Origin of the sequence: Streptomyces regalis, assembly GCF_001509475.1 — a bacterium.
GTDB lineage: Bacteria > Actinomycetota > Actinomycetes > Streptomycetales > Streptomycetaceae > Streptomyces > Streptomyces regalis.
This window is the reverse complement of sequence record NZ_LLZG01000390.1, coordinates 40483-54849: the sequence shown is the minus strand read 5'-3', so window position 1 is coordinate 54849 and position 14367 is coordinate 40483. Positions and strand designations below refer to the sequence as shown.

The window sequence follows — 14367 nt, the reverse complement described above, 5'->3', positions numbered from 1 at the left end:
GCTCGTCCATCAGCAGCAGCTTGCTGTCCTGGGCGAGCGCACGGGCCAGGGCGACGCGCTGGCGCATCCCGCCCGACAGCTCGTGCACCCGCTTGCCGTGCGCGCCCTTCAGCCGGACCAGTTCGAGGAGCTCCTCGGCCCGCTCGCGCCGCTCGGCCTTGGGCACGCCCCTGAGCTTGAGGGCGAGTTCGATGTTCTTGCCCGCGGTCAGCCACGGGAACAGGGCGTGCTCCTGGAACATCAGCGCCGGCCGGCCGTCGGTCGTGATGCTGCCCGCGCTGGGCTTGTCCAGCCCGGCCACCAGGTTCAGCAGCGTCGACTTGCCGCAGCCGGACGCCCCGAGGAGGGTGACGAACTCGCCGGGTGCGACGTCGAGCGTGATGTCGTCCAGCACGAGCTGCTGCCCGGCGGGACCGGCGAACGACTTCGAGACGTGGTCGATGCGCGCGGCGTGCTCCACGGACACCACCGTGTCGGCGGCCTTGGCGAGGGCGGTTGCCATGGTCGTCACCTCCTGGGAACTCATCGGGATCAGTGCCTTGCTCACGACGTCACTTCGCGCCGAGTCCGGCGTCGTCGACCTCGTCCTTGCCGTCGGCCTTGAGGACCTTGTTCAGCAGCGTCAGGTCGTAGATGCCGGTCAGGTCCGGCTTCTGCAGCAGCCCCGACTTGACCGCGTGCTCGGCCTCGGTGCCGAGCGTGGCCGCCAGCGGGTCGTCGGTGACCTGGATGGACTGCCACGCCGGGTCGAGCACGTCGGCCGGCAGCGCCTTGCCGGTGTCGGCCTTCAGCTGGGCGTTCGCCGCGGCCTTCGCCTTCTCCGGGTTGTCGCCGATCCACTTGTTGATCTTCACGGAGGCACGCAGCACGGCCTCCGCGGCCTGCGGGTGATCCTTCAGGAAGCTCTGCGACACGATGACGTTCGTGATCACGAACTTCTTGTCCGGCCACAGGTCCGCCTCGTCGAGGAGCACCTTGCCGCCCTCGGCGACCACCTTCGACGCGGTCGGCTCAGGAACCCACGCGCCGTCGATCGAACCGGACCTGTAGGCGTCCGGGACGACCTTGTTGTCGGTGCGGACGACGGAGACGTCGCCCTCGCCGCTCTGCGCGTCGACCTTCCAGCCCTGCTCGGAGACCCAGTTCAGGAACGCCACATCCTGGGTGTTGCCAAGCTGCGGCGTGGCGATCTTCTTGCCCTTGACGTCCTTCAGGGACTTGATCTTCTCCGGGTTGACGACGAGCTTCACGCCGCCCGACGCCGAACCGGAGATGATCCGCAGGTTCTTGCCGTTGGCCTTGATGTAGCCGTTGATGGCGGGGGAGGGACCGATCCAGCCGATGTCGATGGACCCCGAGTTCAGCGCCTCGATCTCCGAGGGACCGGCGTTGAACGGGATGTACTGCGCCGTCGTGCCGCCCAGCTCCTTCTGGAACATCCCCTCCTGCCGGCCGACCAGCGCGGTGGCGTGGGTGAGGTTCCCGAAGTAGCCGATCCTCACCGAGTCCAGGCCGTCGACCTTGGGCGCCCCGGCTATGGCCTGCTCGGTGTTCTCCTTGGCCTGCGAGCCGTAGCCGCAGGCCGCGAGGGCGAGCAGCGGCAGTGCGGCCAGGACGGCGAGCGTCCGGCGCAGGTCGGGGGTGGCAGGCACGGAGGGGTTCCTCTCGGTGGCCCGGCTCTCACGCCCTTACCAGGTCGCGGCCGGGAGGTCGGCGGGTTCGTCCGGAGCGGCACGCATACGGTGCGCGCGGGTCAGCGCACACATCGCGACACTCCGCCCTGCCCGCTGCCGAGGGCGCCGCTGCCGACGCGGCCGCCCTCCTTCGCGAACGTGGAGTAGTAGTCGACGCTCTTCAAGTCGGAGGTCTTCATGTCAGAAGTCCCACCCGTCGTCGTCGCCCTCGTCCTTGACCGGCTCCGGCGAGGCGAACGACTCGCCGACCATGCCCGCGGTGAGCGTCGTGCCGTCGTTCGGGTCGATCAGGATGAACGAGCCCGTGCGGCGCGAGTCGGCGTAGGAGTCGACCGGCAGCGGCTCGGCGGTGCGGATCTTCACCCGGCCGATGTCGTTGGCGACGAGCTGTCCCGGGTGCGGGTGCAGGGACAGGTCGTCGAGCGTGAGCCGGGACGGGATGTCCTTGACGATCGCCTTGACCGTGCGGGTGCCGTGCTTGAGCAGCACCCGGTGGCCCACGGTCAGCGGGGCGTCGGCGACGTGGCAGACGGTGGCCTCGATGTCCTGCGTGGTCGCCGGAGCGTCCTTGGTCGGCACGATCAGGTCGCCGCGCGAGATGTCGATGTCGTCCTCGAGGAGCACGGTCACCGACTGGGTGGTCCACGCGATGCGGACCGGCTCGCCCAGCAGGTCGATGCCGGAGATCTTCGACGTACGGCCCGACGGCAGCACGGTGACCGACTCGCCGACGCGGAAGGAACCGGCGGCGATCTGGCCGGCGTAACCCCGGTAGTCGGGGTGCTCGGCGGTCTGCGGGCGGATCACGTACTGCACGGGCAGCCGGGCGTGGCAGTGGCTCAGGTCGTGGGTGACCGGGACCGTCTCCAGGTGCTCCAGGAAGGTCGGCCCGCCGTACCAGTCCATGTTCGCGGACGGGTCCACCACGTTGTCGCCGGCCAGCGCCGAGATCGGGATCGCGGTGATCTCCGGGACGCCCAGCTCCAGCGCGTACGCCGTGAACTCCTCGGCGATCGCGGCGAAGACGGACTCCTGGTAGTCGACCAGGTCCATCTTGTTCACGGCCAGCACCACATGCGGCACGCGCAGCAGAGCCGCGATGGCGGCGTGCCGGCGGGTCTGCTCGACGACGCCGTTGCGGGCGTCGACCAGGATCACCGTCAGCTCGGCCGTCGAAGCGCCGGTGACCATGTTGCGCGTGTACTGCACATGGCCCGGCGTGTCGGCCAGGATGAACCGACGCCGGGGCGTGGCGAAGTAACGGTACGCCACGTCGATCGTGATGCCCTGCTCGCGCTCGGCGCGCAGGCCGTCCGTCAGCAGCGCGAGGTCCGGGGCGTCCTGGCCGCGGCTCGCGGAGGCGCGCTCGACGGCCTCCAGCTGGTCGGTCAGGATCGACTTGGAGTCGTGCAGCAGCCGGCCGACGAGGGTGGACTTGCCGTCGTCGACGGAGCCCGCGGTGGCGAACCGCAGCAGGGTGGTGGCCGAGAGCTCCTCGGTCGTCGTCGTGCTCATGCTTAGAAGTACCCCTCGCGCTTGCGGTCTTCCATCGCGGCCTCGGACATCTTGTCGTCGGCGCGGGTGGCGCCGCGTTCGGTGAGCCGGGATGCGGCGATCTCCGTGATGACCTGCTCCAGGCTCACCGCGTCCGAGTCGACGGCGCCGGTGCAGGACATGTCGCCGACGGTCCGGTAGCGGACGAGCCGCTTCTCGACCGTCTCGCCGTCCTTCGGCCCGCCCCACTCACCTGCGGTCAGCCACATGCCGGCCCGCTTGAAGACCTCGCGCTCGTGCGCGAAGTAGATCTCCGGCAGCTCGATGCCCTCGCGGGCGATGTACTGCCACACGTCCAGCTCGGTCCAGTTGGACAGCGGGAAGACGCGGACGTGCTCGCCGGGCGCGTGGCGGCCGTTGTAGAGGTTCCACAGCTCGGGCCGCTGGCGGCGCGGGTCCCACTGCGAGAACTCGTCCCGCAGCGAGAAGACGCGCTCCTTGGCCCGCGCTTTCTCCTCGTCCCGGCGCCCGCCGCCGAACACCGCGTCGAACTTCTCGCTCTGGATCCTCTCCGTCAGCGGCAGCGTCTGCAGCGGGTTACGTGTCCCGTCGGGGCGTTCGCGCAGCACACCCCGGTCGATGTAGTCCTGTACGGAGGCCACATGGAGCCGCAGCCCATGTGCGGCCACCACACGGTCCCGGTAGTCGAGGACCTCGGGGAAGTTGTGCCCGGTGTCCACATGCAGCAGCGAGAAGGGGATCGCGGCCGGGGCGAATGCCTTCAGCGCCAGGTGCAGCATGACGATGGAGTCCTTGCCGCCGGAGAACAGGATCACCGGCCGCTCGAACTCGCCCGCCACCTCGCGGAAGATGTGCACCGCCTCGGACTCCAGCGCATCCAGGTGCGAGAGGGCGTACGGCGAGTCCGTGCCATCCTCGCCCCCCTTCACCGTGGCGACGGTCGTCGTCATGCCAGTCCCCTTTCGCTGAGCAGGGCGTACACCGACGCCGCGGACTCCTGCACGGTCTGGTTCTGGGACTCGATGCGCAGGTCGGGCGACTCGGGCTGCTCGTACGGGTCGTCGACCCCGGTCAGTCCGGTCAGCTCGCCCGCGGCCTGCTTGGCGTACAGACCCTTCACATCGCGTACGGAGCACACCTCGACCGGCGTGGCCACGTGCACCTCGAGGTACGGCGACCCGTTCTCCTGGTGGCGCTTGCGCACGGCGTCACGGCTGTCGGCGTAGGGCGCGATCACCGGGACGAGCGCCTTGACGCCGTTACGGGCGAGCAGTTCGGCCAGGAAGCCGATGCGCTGCACGTTGGTGTGCCGGTCCTCGCGGCTGAAGCCGAGGCCCGCCGAGATGAACTCGCGGATCTCGTCGCCGTCGAGCACCTCGACGCGATGGCCCTCCTCGCGGAGCCGGCCGGCCAGCTCGTAGGCGATGGTGGTCTTGCCGGCGCTCGGCAGACCCGTGAGCCAGACGGTGGCTCCGCTCGTCACGTGGTTCTCCAAACTCGCAGAATCCGCTGTAAACGCTGTCAACGCAGAAAACTCGGTCATGGGTCAGCCGTGCAGCCCGCACTCGGTCTTGGCGCGGCCCGCCCAACGGCCGGCGCGCGCGTCCTCGCCCTCCAGGACCCGGCGGGTGCAGGGCGCGCAGCCGACGGAGGCGTAACCGTCCATCAGCAGCGGGTTGGTGAGGACGCCGTGCTCGGTGACGTAGGCGTCCACGTCGTCCTGGGTCCAGCGGGCGATCGGGGAGATCTTGACCTTCTGCCGCTTCTCGTCCCAGCCGACGACCGGGGTGTTCGCCCGGGTCGGGGACTCGTCGCGGCGCAGCCCGGTCGCCCAGGCCACATAGCCCTTGAGGCCTCGCTCCAGCGGCTCGACCTTGCGCAGCTTGCAGCACAGGTCGGGGTCGCGGTCGTGCAGCTTGGGGCCGTACTGGGCATCCTGTTCGGCGACCGTCTGGCGCGGGGTGAGGGTGATGACGTTGACGTCCATCACGGCCTCGACCGCGTCTCGGGTGCCGATGGTCTCCTCGAAGTGGTAGCCGGTGTCGAGGAACACGACGTCCACGCCGGGCCTCGCGCGGGAGGCGAGGTGGGCGACCACCGCGTCCTCCATCGACGAGGTCACGCAGAAGCGCTTGCCGAAGGTGTCGACCGCCCACTGGAGGATCTCCAGCGCGGAGGCGTCCTCCAGGTCACGGCCCGCCTGCTCGGCGAGCGCCTTCAGATCCTCGGTCGTGCGCTCTTCCTGAATCGCGGTCATATCCCGTCTCCCCCTGCGTCGTTGTGCTGCAGGCCCCGGGCGAGCAGCCCGAGGAACTTCAACTGGAATGCGCGGTTGCACGCCGCGCATTCCCACGCGCCGTGGCTGCCTTCCAAGGCCTCACTCGGCCGGAGGTCCTCGTCGCCGCAGTAGGGGCAGTAGAAGGGGGCGGCTCGCTCGCTCATGAGAGGGCCTCATCCGAGGCGCGCGCGGCCCAGGTGGCGAACCGCTCGCCGTCCTCACGCTCGTCCTGGAAGCGCTTGAGGACCCGCTCGACGTAGTCGGGCAGCTCGTCGGAGGTGACCTTCAGGCCACGCACCTTGCGGCCGAAGCCGGCCTCCAGGCCGAGCGCGCCGCCCAGGTGCACCTGGTAGCCCTCGACCTGCTCGCCCTTGTCGTTCAGAACCAGCTGGCCCTTGAGACCGATGTCCGCGACCTGGATACGGGCGCAGGCGTTCGGGCAGCCGTTGAGGTTGATGGTGAGCGGCTCGTCGAAGTCCGGGATACGGCGCTCCAGCTCGTCGATCAGCGCGGCGCCGCGCGCCTTGGTCTCGACGATGGCGAGCTTGCAGTACTCGATGCCGGTGCAGGCCATGGTGCCGCGCCGGAACGGGGAGGGCTTGACGGTCAGGTCCAGCGCCTCCAGGGCCTCGACCAGCGGCTCGACCTGCGCCTCCTCGACATCGAGGACGATCATCTTCTGCTCGACGGTGGTCCGGACCCGGTTCGAGCCGTGGGCCTCCGCGACCTCGGCGATCTTCGTGAGCGTGGCGCCGTCGACACGGCCGACGCGCGGCGCGAAACCGACGTAGAAACGGCCGTCCTTCTGCCGGTGCACACCGACGTGGTCACGCCAGCGCTCGGTGGGCTCGGCGGGCGCGGGGCCGTCGGTCAGCTTCCGCTTGAGGTACTCGTCCTCCAGGATCTGGCGGAACTTCTCCGGACCCCAGTCGGCTACGAGGAACTTCAGACGGGCCCTCGTCCGCAGCCGCCGGTAACCGTAGTCGCGGAAGATGCCGATCACGCCCGCCCAGACGTCCGGGACCTCCTCCAGCGGGACCCAGGCGCCGAGCCGGACGCCGATCTTCGGGTTGGTGGACAGGCCGCCGCCGACCCACAGGTCGAAGCCGGGGCCGTGCTCGGGGTGCTCGACGCCGACGAACGCGATGTCGTTGATCTCGTGGACCACGTCGAGGAGCGGGGAACCGGAGATCGCCGACTTGAACTTGCGCGGCAGGTTGGAGAACTCCTTGCTGCCGATGTACCGGTCGTGGATCTCGTCGATCGCCCAGGTGCCGTCGATGATCTCGTCCTCGGCGATACCGGCGACCGGCGAGCCGATGACGACGCGCGGGCAGTCGCCGCAGGCCTCGGTGGTGGACAGCCCGACGGCCTCCAGCCGGTCCCAGATCTCCGGCACGTCCTCGATGCGGATCCAGTGCAGCTGGATGTTCTGCCGGTCGGTGATGTCCGCGCTGCCACGCGCGAACTCCTGCGAGATCTCGCCGATCACCCGCAGCTGCTGCGTGGTGAGGCGACCGCCGTCGATGCGCACCCGCAGCATGAAGTACTTGTCGTCCAGCTCCTCCGGCTCCAGGATGGCGGTCTTGCCGCCGTCGATCCCGGGCTTGCGCTGGGTGTACAGCCCCCACCAGCGCATACGGCCACGCAGATCGTTCGGGTCGATGGAGTCGAAGCCGCGCTTGGAGTAGATCGTCTCAATGCGTGTCCGCACATTGAGACCGTCGTCGTCCTTCTTGAACTGCTCGTTGCCGTTGAGCGGGGTGTAGTGTCCCGCAGCCCACTGACCCTCACCGCGGTGACGGCTCACCTTGCGGCGGGGAGTCGCGGCGGCAGGTTTCTGCGGGGTGGCGGCCATGGTTGTTACGTCCTTCGGGACAGGCGGGAAAGCGGCTCTGACCTGCGCGTACGGGCGCATGGGCATACGTGCGCGTCATTGCGCAGGAATGAAGCAAAAAGAGGGAGATGTCGGGCGCTGCGGAGCTGTCAGCGCGCCGGACAGATGGCGCTGGACATGCGGCCGAGGTCGACGTGCCGTCGACTCACCAAGGCAATTCCAGTTCCAGACATGACGGAAGCGTGTCACGGCAATCTGGACACAGTCCAGCTTCGTCCATCATGCGGACATCCTTGTCCCGTAGAGCGAGACACGAGTGTTGTCGGTCACATGCCCATTTGGGCCGTTTCTGTCCAGGTCAGCCAGGGTACGCCCCCGGCCACGGGCCGGTCGGCGTCGCCTCGGCCTCCTCCTCGACCTTGGTGTCGAAGAGCTTGAAGCCACGGCGCAGATAGTTGTCCATGGCGTGCTCCCCGTCCTTGCTGCACGTGTGCAGCCACACCCGCTTCGTCGGCGCCAGCCCCGGCCAGCGCTCCGCGAGGTCCCAGGCGCGGGCGGCGCCGTACGCCAGCAGGTGCCCGCCGATCCGGCGTCCACGGAAAGCCGGAATCAGGCCGAAGTAGACGATCTCCACGACCCCGTCGTCCTGCGGCTCCAGCTCCACATACCCCGCGGGCGTCCCCCGGTCGTAGACGACCCACGTCTCGACACCCGGCCGCGCCAGATGCTCCTGCCACTGCGCATACGTCCAGCCGAGCCGGTCCAGCCAGAGAATGTCCCCGCCCACCGACGCGTACAGAAACCGGCTGAACTCGGGCGAGGGCACCTCCGACCGCACGATCCGCACGTCGCCCTCCGGCGCGGCGGCCGGCAGGACGTCGGTGGGGGAGGTCTGCTCCAGGGACCAGGTGGTCACGGGGATGTTGGTCATGACGGTCAGGGAATCATCCGGGTGGCCGATCTGTCGATCGGCGTCCGTGATCGCCAGCCCAGTGCCCTGTCGGTCAGTCCGGTGCCCTGTCGGTCAGTCCAGCGCCCGGTCGATCGACTCCAGTGGTACGGCGAACAGCATCTGACCCGACTGGGACCACACCTCACCGGTCGACTCCCAGTACGACAGGGGGCCGGCCTGGACCCCCCAGCAGCGTGGGGCCTCCTCCGAGCCGCAGCGGGTCGCCTCGGCGCCCTCGGTGTCCTGCCGCCAGAGGCTGCCGTGCCGGTCCGTGGCGCCCGGTGCGCGGCCCAGGTACCAGTCGGTGCGGTCCGTCCCGGTCGCCCGGTGCGACAGCAGGCCCCTGATGCCGGACGCCTCCGTCTCATACGCCTCGACCGCGTGCGCGGATCCGGTGGCGTCGGTGGCCGGCAGGCCGGGGCGGGCCGGGTCCGTGCTGAAGTCGTAACGCCACAGCCGGGCGTGCCGGTCGCTGTCGGCCGCGGTCCGTTCGCCGGCCACCAGGCTGTCGGGTGCCGTGCTGCGGTCGAGCGAGATGGCGCCGAGACGGGGAGCGGCGCTCCCGCCGGTCAGGCGGTACGAGCCGATGGCCGGCAGGACGAAGCGGTTGCCGTGTGCCGACCAGCCGGCCCCGACGCGGCCCACCGCGGCGCTGTCGACGGTGGTGCGCTGGACGCGGTTCATGTCGTAGACGTACAGGCCGTCGGCGGTGGTGACCAGCAGCTTGTCCTGGTACCAGACCATGCCGGAGAGGCGGGAGGTCAGGGCACGGTAGTCGCGTCCGCCGTCCACCGGGACGACGAGGAGGGCCGAGGCATACCTGAGGCGGGCCAGGTTGCCCGCGTCGACGAAGGAGACCCGGGCGAGGCCCCGGTCGGCGGTGCTCTGGCTCCAGCCGGAAAGGAGCACCCGGTTGTCGTTCCACCAGCCGTCGTCGTCGGCGTCCCCCGAGGTGGTGACCGCCCCCGCCCGCCAGGCCCGGGTGTCGGCGGCGTCCCAGCAGTACGCGCGTGTGGCGGTCGGCGCGACCGGCAGCGCGGTGCGCTCGGTGGCCGTACATTCGGACGCGGTGCGCAGGCTGCGGTCGGCGCTCTCCAGGACGGCACGGACACCGACCGGCTTGCCCATCCCGGAAGCGAGTTCGTCGAGGGTGGCCTGCGGAACCAACTGCTCCTGGAGCCGGAGCGCACGAGTGTCGGCGGCCCTGGTGAGAGGCTCCAGTGCCCCGGGGTTGTCGCCGACCGTGGCCTGCGAGGCGCTGATCATCGTGGCGGCTGCGGTGAGCGCGAGGGCGGTTCCGGCCAGGAACGCGCGCGCCGCACGGCCCTGCTTGCGTCGACGGTGTCTGCCGCGGTGCTTCATCAAAACCTCCCGAGGCGAGCCAACTGCGGCCATTGGTCTGCGTGTTGACCAAAAGAGCAGGTGGGGTGGCTCGTAGAGGGATGCTACGGCAGTCGGGCACGCTTGCGGACTAAGACCCTGCAAATATGCGGAAGATGCCACTCGGGGACGGGTCGGACTCAGGGCAGATCGGCCGAGATCCGTCCCCGTGTCACCGCGGGCGCCGTCGAGTGCGGCAGCAGATCGCGTGGGTCGTCCGGCAGCAGCACCTCGATCTCCGCGTCCTCGCGGAAGCGGTACGGCCGATGCTCCAGGAACCCCCCGAGATAGCGCCGTACCCGCGACATCTCGGCGCGCACGGTCACCGTGCGCCCCGCGTCGCCGAACATGTCCTCGGCCAGCCCCGCCGCACTGCGGCCGGTGCGGTGCAGCGCCAGCAGATACAGCAACTCGGCGTGGCGGGGACTCAGTTCATGGCTCCAGGAACCCGCGCTGCCGGACACCGTCACCGACCAGCGGCGCGCCTGCGTCAGGTCCAGGGCGATCCGCGTCGCCCCGGGCGGCCCCGGCTCGTCGGCGATCCGCAGCAGCCAGCCGCCGGCCAGCGGCTCCACCGAGCACACGCCGAGCGGGGGCAGCCACCGTCGGCCCGGCGCGAGGGACTTGGGCAGCGCGATCCGACGCGGGTACGGCATCCCGGTCACCGCAGCGGTCCAGCCGTCCCGGTCCACCACCAGGGCCCGGCCGGCCAGCCGGGCCAGCGCCGGCGCCGCCACCGCGCGCAGCCGTTCCAGCGAGGTCAGATGCCGCTCGCGCAGCCGGGCCTCGGCGAGCTTGGCCACCGAGTCGACCCAGGCGAGCGTCGCCGGGTGCATGGTCTCCAGCGGCCCGCTGACGTCCACCACGCCGATCAGCCGGCCGTCCCGCGGATCCGTGATGGGGGCGCCGGTGCAGGTCCAGGAGGTCTGCGAGCGCTGGAAGTGCTCGGAGGCGAAGACCTGCACGGGCCGGCGCACCACCGCCGGAGTGCCCACCCCGTTCGTGCCGACGACGCTCTCGCGCCAGTCGGCGCCGAGTGCGAAGCCGAGGCCGTCGGCCTTGCGCAGCACGGAGGAGTTGCCCTCCCGCCACAGCACCCGGCCCTCGTCGTCGGCGACGACCATGATGTGGTGGGCGACGTCCGCGACCGACAGCAGCCCCTCCCGCAGCACCGGCAGCACATGTCTGAGCGTGGTGTCCTCCCGGCGCCGCTGCACCTCCTCACGGGACAGCAGCCCGGACCGGAAGTCGTGGTCGGGATCGACGCCGCTGCGCAGCATGCGTTCCCAGGACTGCTCGATCACCGGGCGCGGCGCGACGGGCGCGCGCTGTCCGGAGAGCTTGGCGGAGCGGACCTCGCTGAGTACTCGCGCCGCCCGCGCCGAGTCCACGGCGGCGAGCTGCGTCATGTCCGTCGGCGAGAGCGCCACGGGTTCCTCCCGGTTCGACTCATACTGACTGTGCGTCTCATAGTGCCGTCCGTCGCTCGTGGAGGGACACACTCCGCACTCAGACACCAACAAGTTGCAACCCCTTGCAACCCTGGTGGACCGTCCTGGCCTGGTTGAAACTTGAGCAACGCCGTCCCGAGCGGCGTTCGCGGCCTCGAACGGGCCATGGCGGGGGTGGTGCCGTGTCGGCGCAGCACCACCCCTTGCCTCCGGCGGTTGGGCCGCGTTGCGCCATGGGGGGTGCCGATTGGCGTTTCGTTGGCGTCTGCGGGCTGGTTGTGGCTGGTCGCGCAGTTCCCCGCGCCCCTGGGGTCAGGCCTGCGGCCTGGACCGATCCACCACTGACTGCAGGTTCAGAGTTGCCGGCAGTGTGCCGAAGGCCGTGCCTCCGTCGCCTCCCAGCCGGGACGCGCAGAACGCGTCTGCGACCTCCGGGGGTGCGAAGCGGGCGAGCAGTGAGCCCTGGAGGACCAGGGCCAGTCGCTCGGTCAGGCGGCGGGCGCGGGCCTCGATGCCCTCCAGGTCGGCCAGTTCCGTCAGCAGGGCCTTGATCGCCGTGTCCAGGCGGTGGTCGGCGCCGCGGGCCTTGCCTACCTCCTGCAGATAGGCGTTGAAGGCCTGGGGCTCGCGTTGCAGCACGCGCAGGACGTCCAGTGCCTGGACGTTGCCCGCTCCCTCCCAGATCGAGTTCAGGGGCGACTCGCGCACCAGCCGGGGCATCCCGGACTCCTCGACGTACCCGTTGCCGCCCAGGCACTCGGACGCCTCGACCGTCAGCGGCGTGCACCGCTTGGTCACCCAGTACTTGGCGGCCGGCACCGCGATCCGCAGCAGCGCCCGCTCCTGCTCGCCGCCGTCGTCGTAGGCGGCCGCGAGCCGCAGCGCGAGAGTGGTCGCCGCCTCGGACTCGACGGCCAGGTCGGCGAGGACGTTGCGCATGAGCGGCTTGTCGACGAGTTTGCCGCCGAACGCCTCGCGGTGGTCGCAGTGGTGGATCGCCTGCGCGACCGCCTGCCGCATCAGGCCGGCAGACCCCAGTACGCAGTCGAGCCGGGTCGCCGCCACCATCTCGATGATGGTGCGCACCCCGCGCCCCTCGTCACCGACCCGGCGTGCCCACGTCCCGTCGAACTCGACCTCGCTGGAGGCGTTCGAGCGGTTGCCCAGCTTGTCCTTGAGGCGCTGGATCAGGAAAGGGTTGCGGCTGCCGTCCTCCAGCACGCGCGGCACGAGGAAACAGGAGAGCCCGCCCGGAGCCTGCGCCAGCACGAGGAACCCGTCCGACATGGGTGCCGAGCAGAACCACTTGTGCCCGGTCAGCTCGTACGACTCGCCGTCGGGGAGCGGGCGCGCGGCCGTCGCGTTGGCGCGTACGTCGCTGCCGCCCTGCTTCTCCGTCATGCCCATCCCGAACAGGGCGCCGGCCTTGAGCCGGGCGGGCCGCAGCTCGCGGTCGTAGATCATGGACGTCAGCCGCGGCTCCCACTCGGCGGCGAGGTCGGGTTCCGTGCGCAGGGCGGGTACCGCGGCGTGGGTCATGGACAGCGGGCAGCCGTTGCCGGCCTCGACCTGCGTCCACATCAGGAAGGCCGCGGCCCGCCGCACATGCCCGCCCGGCCGCACCCAGGCCGCGGTCATCCCCGCCGCGACGCCCTTGCCGAGCAGCCGGTGCCAGGACGGATGGAACTCGACCTCGTCGATACGGCGGCCGTAGCGGTCGTGCGTGCGCAGCTGCGGCGGATTCGCGTTCGCCAGCGCCCCCCACTCCTGCACCTGCGCCGATCCGGAGGTCCGTCCGAGCGCGGCCAGCTCGCTTCGGGCCTCGTCCAGCAGCTCCGGGGCGAGGTGACGTTCGACGGCTGCCGTCAGGGCCCGGTCGGCGGTGTAGACGTCGTATCCGACCAGGGGCGGGGGCTGGTTGGTCACGGTGTGCGTGCTGCCTGCCATACCTGTGAACCTATCCCTGAGTGGGGCAGTGGTCTCCACCCTGACACGGCACCGGGGCGGGGGAGCGGGCAGGTGGCGAGGGTGCGCACCCGGCGCCGCGATGAGTGCGCCCTCGTACGGCGGATACCTTTAGGTCGTGCAGCCAGCAAGTGAATCCCCCCAGCGGACCTCCGGTCGTCTCCACCGGGCGCGTGTCCTCTACCGGAACGTCTCGAAACGCAGGACCGCCTGGCTGTTGATCAAGGACACCGTCAACTCCTGCATCGAGTACCGCATTCTGGGCCTGGCCGCCGAGGCCGCGTTCTTCACGCTGCTGTCCGTGCCGCCGCTGCTGCTCAGCATGATCGGCCTCCTCGGCTACGTCGACGACTGGACCGGCACCGACACGATCTCCAGCCTGGAGGCCAACCTCATCGAGGCCTCCCGCACCGTCCTGTCCGACAAGGGCGTGCGCCAGATCGCCCAGCCGATCCTGGACGACGTGATGCACGGCGGCCGCCCCGACGTCATCTCCGTCGGCTTCCTGTTCGCCCTGTGGTCGGGGTCGCGCGCGGTGAACGTCTTCATAGACACGATCACCGTGATGTACGGCCTCGACGGCGTCCGGGGCATCGTCAAGACCCGGCTGGTGGCGTTCGCGCTGTTCATCGCGGCTCTGCTGATCGGCTCGGTGGCGCTGCCGCTGATGGTGGCGGGACCGGACGCGGTGGTGCGGATCGTGCCGTGGTCGGAGACCTTGGTGCAGGTCCTGTACTGGCCGGTCGTGATCGTCCTGTCGATCGCGTTCCTGACGACGCTGTACCACGTGTCCGTGCCGGTCCGCTCGCCCTGGATCGAGGACGTGCCCGGCGCGCTGGTCGCCCTCGGCATGTGGGTGCTGGGCAGCTTCCTGCTGCGCATCTACCTGACGAACACGATCGAGGGCGCGTCGATCTACGGCTCCCTCGCCGCCGCCGTCGCCGTGATGCTGTGGATCGGTGTGTCCGCGTTCGCCGTGCTCGTCGGGGCCGCGGTCAACGCCGCGATCGACCGGGTCTGGCCGGCCGCCGCGACGGCCGCGGCCCGCGCGGCCAACGAGCGGATGCGCGAGGCCCAGGTCGCCGAGTACGTGGCCCGCCATGCGGCGCACCGCGACCCGGACCCCGACGACCCGGACATGCCGTCGGAGTTCCCGGAGCGGTGGTCCCGCTTCCTGCCGCCGGAGGACCTGGGTTCCCGGCTGCGGACACATGTGAAGAGCACGCACCCCCATCCACCGCACAAGCCGGAGAACCAGGACAGGGGCTGACGGGGGCTGCCAGCCGGCGGGGTCC

General features: G+C 70.4%; 14 protein-coding genes. 1 reads left to right on the top strand and 13 read right to left on the bottom strand.

Annotated features, from left to right (window positions below; translation table 11 throughout):
• The 13 genes from ADL12_RS40835 to ADL12_RS40775 form a co-directional block, all read right to left on the bottom strand.
• The coding region (locus ADL12_RS40835; RefSeq protein ID WP_159053453.1) for an ABC transporter ATP-binding protein at nucleotides 1-502 on the bottom strand (502 nt) is incomplete at its 3' end.
• 49 nt (nucleotides 503-551) lie between these two features.
• Nucleotides 552-1652 carry an aliphatic sulfonate ABC transporter substrate-binding protein gene (locus ADL12_RS40830; protein WP_062712948.1) on the bottom strand — a complete coding sequence of 367 codons (1101 nt, stop codon included), beginning with the start codon at nucleotides 1650-1652 and terminating at the stop codon, nucleotides 552-554.
• Nucleotides 1653-1874: 222 nt separating this feature from the next.
• Nucleotides 1875-3209, bottom strand: coding sequence for a sulfate adenylyltransferase subunit 1 (locus ADL12_RS40820; RefSeq protein ID WP_062712944.1), 1335 nt, complete (start codon nucleotides 3207-3209; stop codon nucleotides 1875-1877).
• A 2-nt stretch (nucleotides 3210-3211) separates the two neighbouring features.
• A complete protein-coding gene (cysD, locus tag ADL12_RS40815; RefSeq protein ID WP_062712941.1) occupies nucleotides 3212-4159 on the bottom strand; it encodes a sulfate adenylyltransferase subunit CysD in 948 nt (315 codons plus the stop codon).
• Nucleotides 4156-4692 (bottom strand): adenylyl-sulfate kinase, encoded by a 537-nt coding sequence (cysC, locus tag ADL12_RS40810; RefSeq protein WP_062712933.1) that lies wholly within the window; start codon nucleotides 4690-4692, stop codon nucleotides 4156-4158. The genes cysD and cysC overlap by 4 nt, the downstream gene beginning before the upstream one ends.
• Nucleotides 4693-4755: 63 nt before the next feature.
• Complete coding sequence (locus ADL12_RS40805; RefSeq protein WP_062712931.1) at nucleotides 4756-5466, bottom strand: phosphoadenylyl-sulfate reductase; 711 nt, start codon at nucleotides 5464-5466, stop codon at nucleotides 4756-4758.
• The gene (locus tag ADL12_RS40800; RefSeq protein WP_062712929.1) at nucleotides 5463-5651 is read right to left on the bottom strand and encodes a hypothetical protein; all 189 of its coding nucleotides are present in this window, start codon (nucleotides 5649-5651) and stop codon (nucleotides 5463-5465) included. The genes ADL12_RS40805 and ADL12_RS40800 overlap by 4 nt, the downstream gene beginning before the upstream one ends.
• The gene (locus ADL12_RS40795; RefSeq protein WP_062712927.1) at nucleotides 5648-7345 is read right to left on the bottom strand and encodes a nitrite/sulfite reductase; all 1698 of its coding nucleotides are present in this window, start codon (nucleotides 7343-7345) and stop codon (nucleotides 5648-5650) included. The genes ADL12_RS40800 and ADL12_RS40795 overlap by 4 nt, the downstream gene beginning before the upstream one ends.
• A gap of 128 nt (nucleotides 7346-7473) precedes the next feature.
• The gene (locus ADL12_RS58210) at nucleotides 7474-7557 is read right to left on the bottom strand and encodes a putative leader peptide (RefSeq protein WP_310591794.1); all 84 of its coding nucleotides are present in this window, start codon (nucleotides 7555-7557) and stop codon (nucleotides 7474-7476) included.
• Nucleotides 7558-7682: 125 nt separating this feature from the next.
• Complete coding sequence (locus ADL12_RS40790) at nucleotides 7683-8255, bottom strand: GNAT family N-acetyltransferase (protein ID WP_062712925.1); 573 nt, start codon at nucleotides 8253-8255, stop codon at nucleotides 7683-7685.
• 93 nt (nucleotides 8256-8348) lie between these two features.
• Entirely contained in the window at nucleotides 8349-9638 is a 1290-nt protein-coding gene (locus ADL12_RS40785; RefSeq protein ID WP_062712923.1) for a hypothetical protein, read from the bottom strand.
• 158 nt (nucleotides 9639-9796) lie between these two features.
• Nucleotides 9797-11086, bottom strand: a complete 1290-nt coding sequence (locus ADL12_RS40780) for a GAF domain-containing protein (protein WP_062712921.1) — start codon at nucleotides 11084-11086, stop codon at nucleotides 9797-9799.
• 333 nt (nucleotides 11087-11419) lie between these two features.
• Nucleotides 11420-13054 (bottom strand): acyl-CoA dehydrogenase family protein, encoded by a 1635-nt coding sequence (locus ADL12_RS40775; RefSeq protein WP_062712920.1) that lies wholly within the window; start codon nucleotides 13052-13054, stop codon nucleotides 11420-11422.
• A 136-nt stretch (nucleotides 13055-13190) separates the two neighbouring features.
• Between ADL12_RS40775 and ADL12_RS40770 the strand changes: the two genes are divergently transcribed.
• On the top strand, nucleotides 13191-14342 hold the full coding sequence (locus tag ADL12_RS40770; protein WP_079052545.1) for a YihY/virulence factor BrkB family protein: 1152 nt from the start codon (nucleotides 13191-13193) through the stop codon (nucleotides 14340-14342).
• Nucleotides 14343-14367 lie beyond the last annotated feature (25 nt).

Coding starts and splice junctions, on each gene's coding strand:
- ADL12_RS40790 (WP_062712925.1), bottom strand. CDS start 8,255: ATGACCAACATCCCCGTGACCACCTGGTCCCTGGAGCAGACCTCCCCC.
- ADL12_RS40820 (WP_062712944.1), bottom strand. CDS start 3,209: ATGAGCACGACGACGACCGAGGAGCTCTCGGCCACCACCCTGCTGCGG.
- ADL12_RS40805 (WP_062712931.1), bottom strand. CDS start 5,466: ATGACCGCGATTCAGGAAGAGCGCACGACCGAGGATCTGAAGGCGCTC.
- cysD (WP_062712941.1), bottom strand. CDS start 4,159: ATGACGACGACCGTCGCCACGGTGAAGGGGGGCGAGGATGGCACGGAC.
- ADL12_RS40785 (WP_062712923.1), bottom strand. CDS start 9,638: ATGAAGCACCGCGGCAGACACCGTCGACGCAAGCAGGGCCGTGCGGCG.
- ADL12_RS58210 (WP_310591794.1), bottom strand. CDS start 7,557: ATGTCTGGAACTGGAATTGCCTTGGTGAGTCGACGGCACGTCGACCTC.
- ADL12_RS40795 (WP_062712927.1), bottom strand. CDS start 7,345: ATGGCCGCCACCCCGCAGAAACCTGCCGCCGCGACTCCCCGCCGCAAG.
- ADL12_RS40800 (WP_062712929.1), bottom strand. CDS start 5,651: ATGAGCGAGCGAGCCGCCCCCTTCTACTGCCCCTACTGCGGCGACGAG.
- ADL12_RS40775 (WP_062712920.1), bottom strand. CDS start 13,054: ATGGCAGGCAGCACGCACACCGTGACCAACCAGCCCCCGCCCCTGGTC.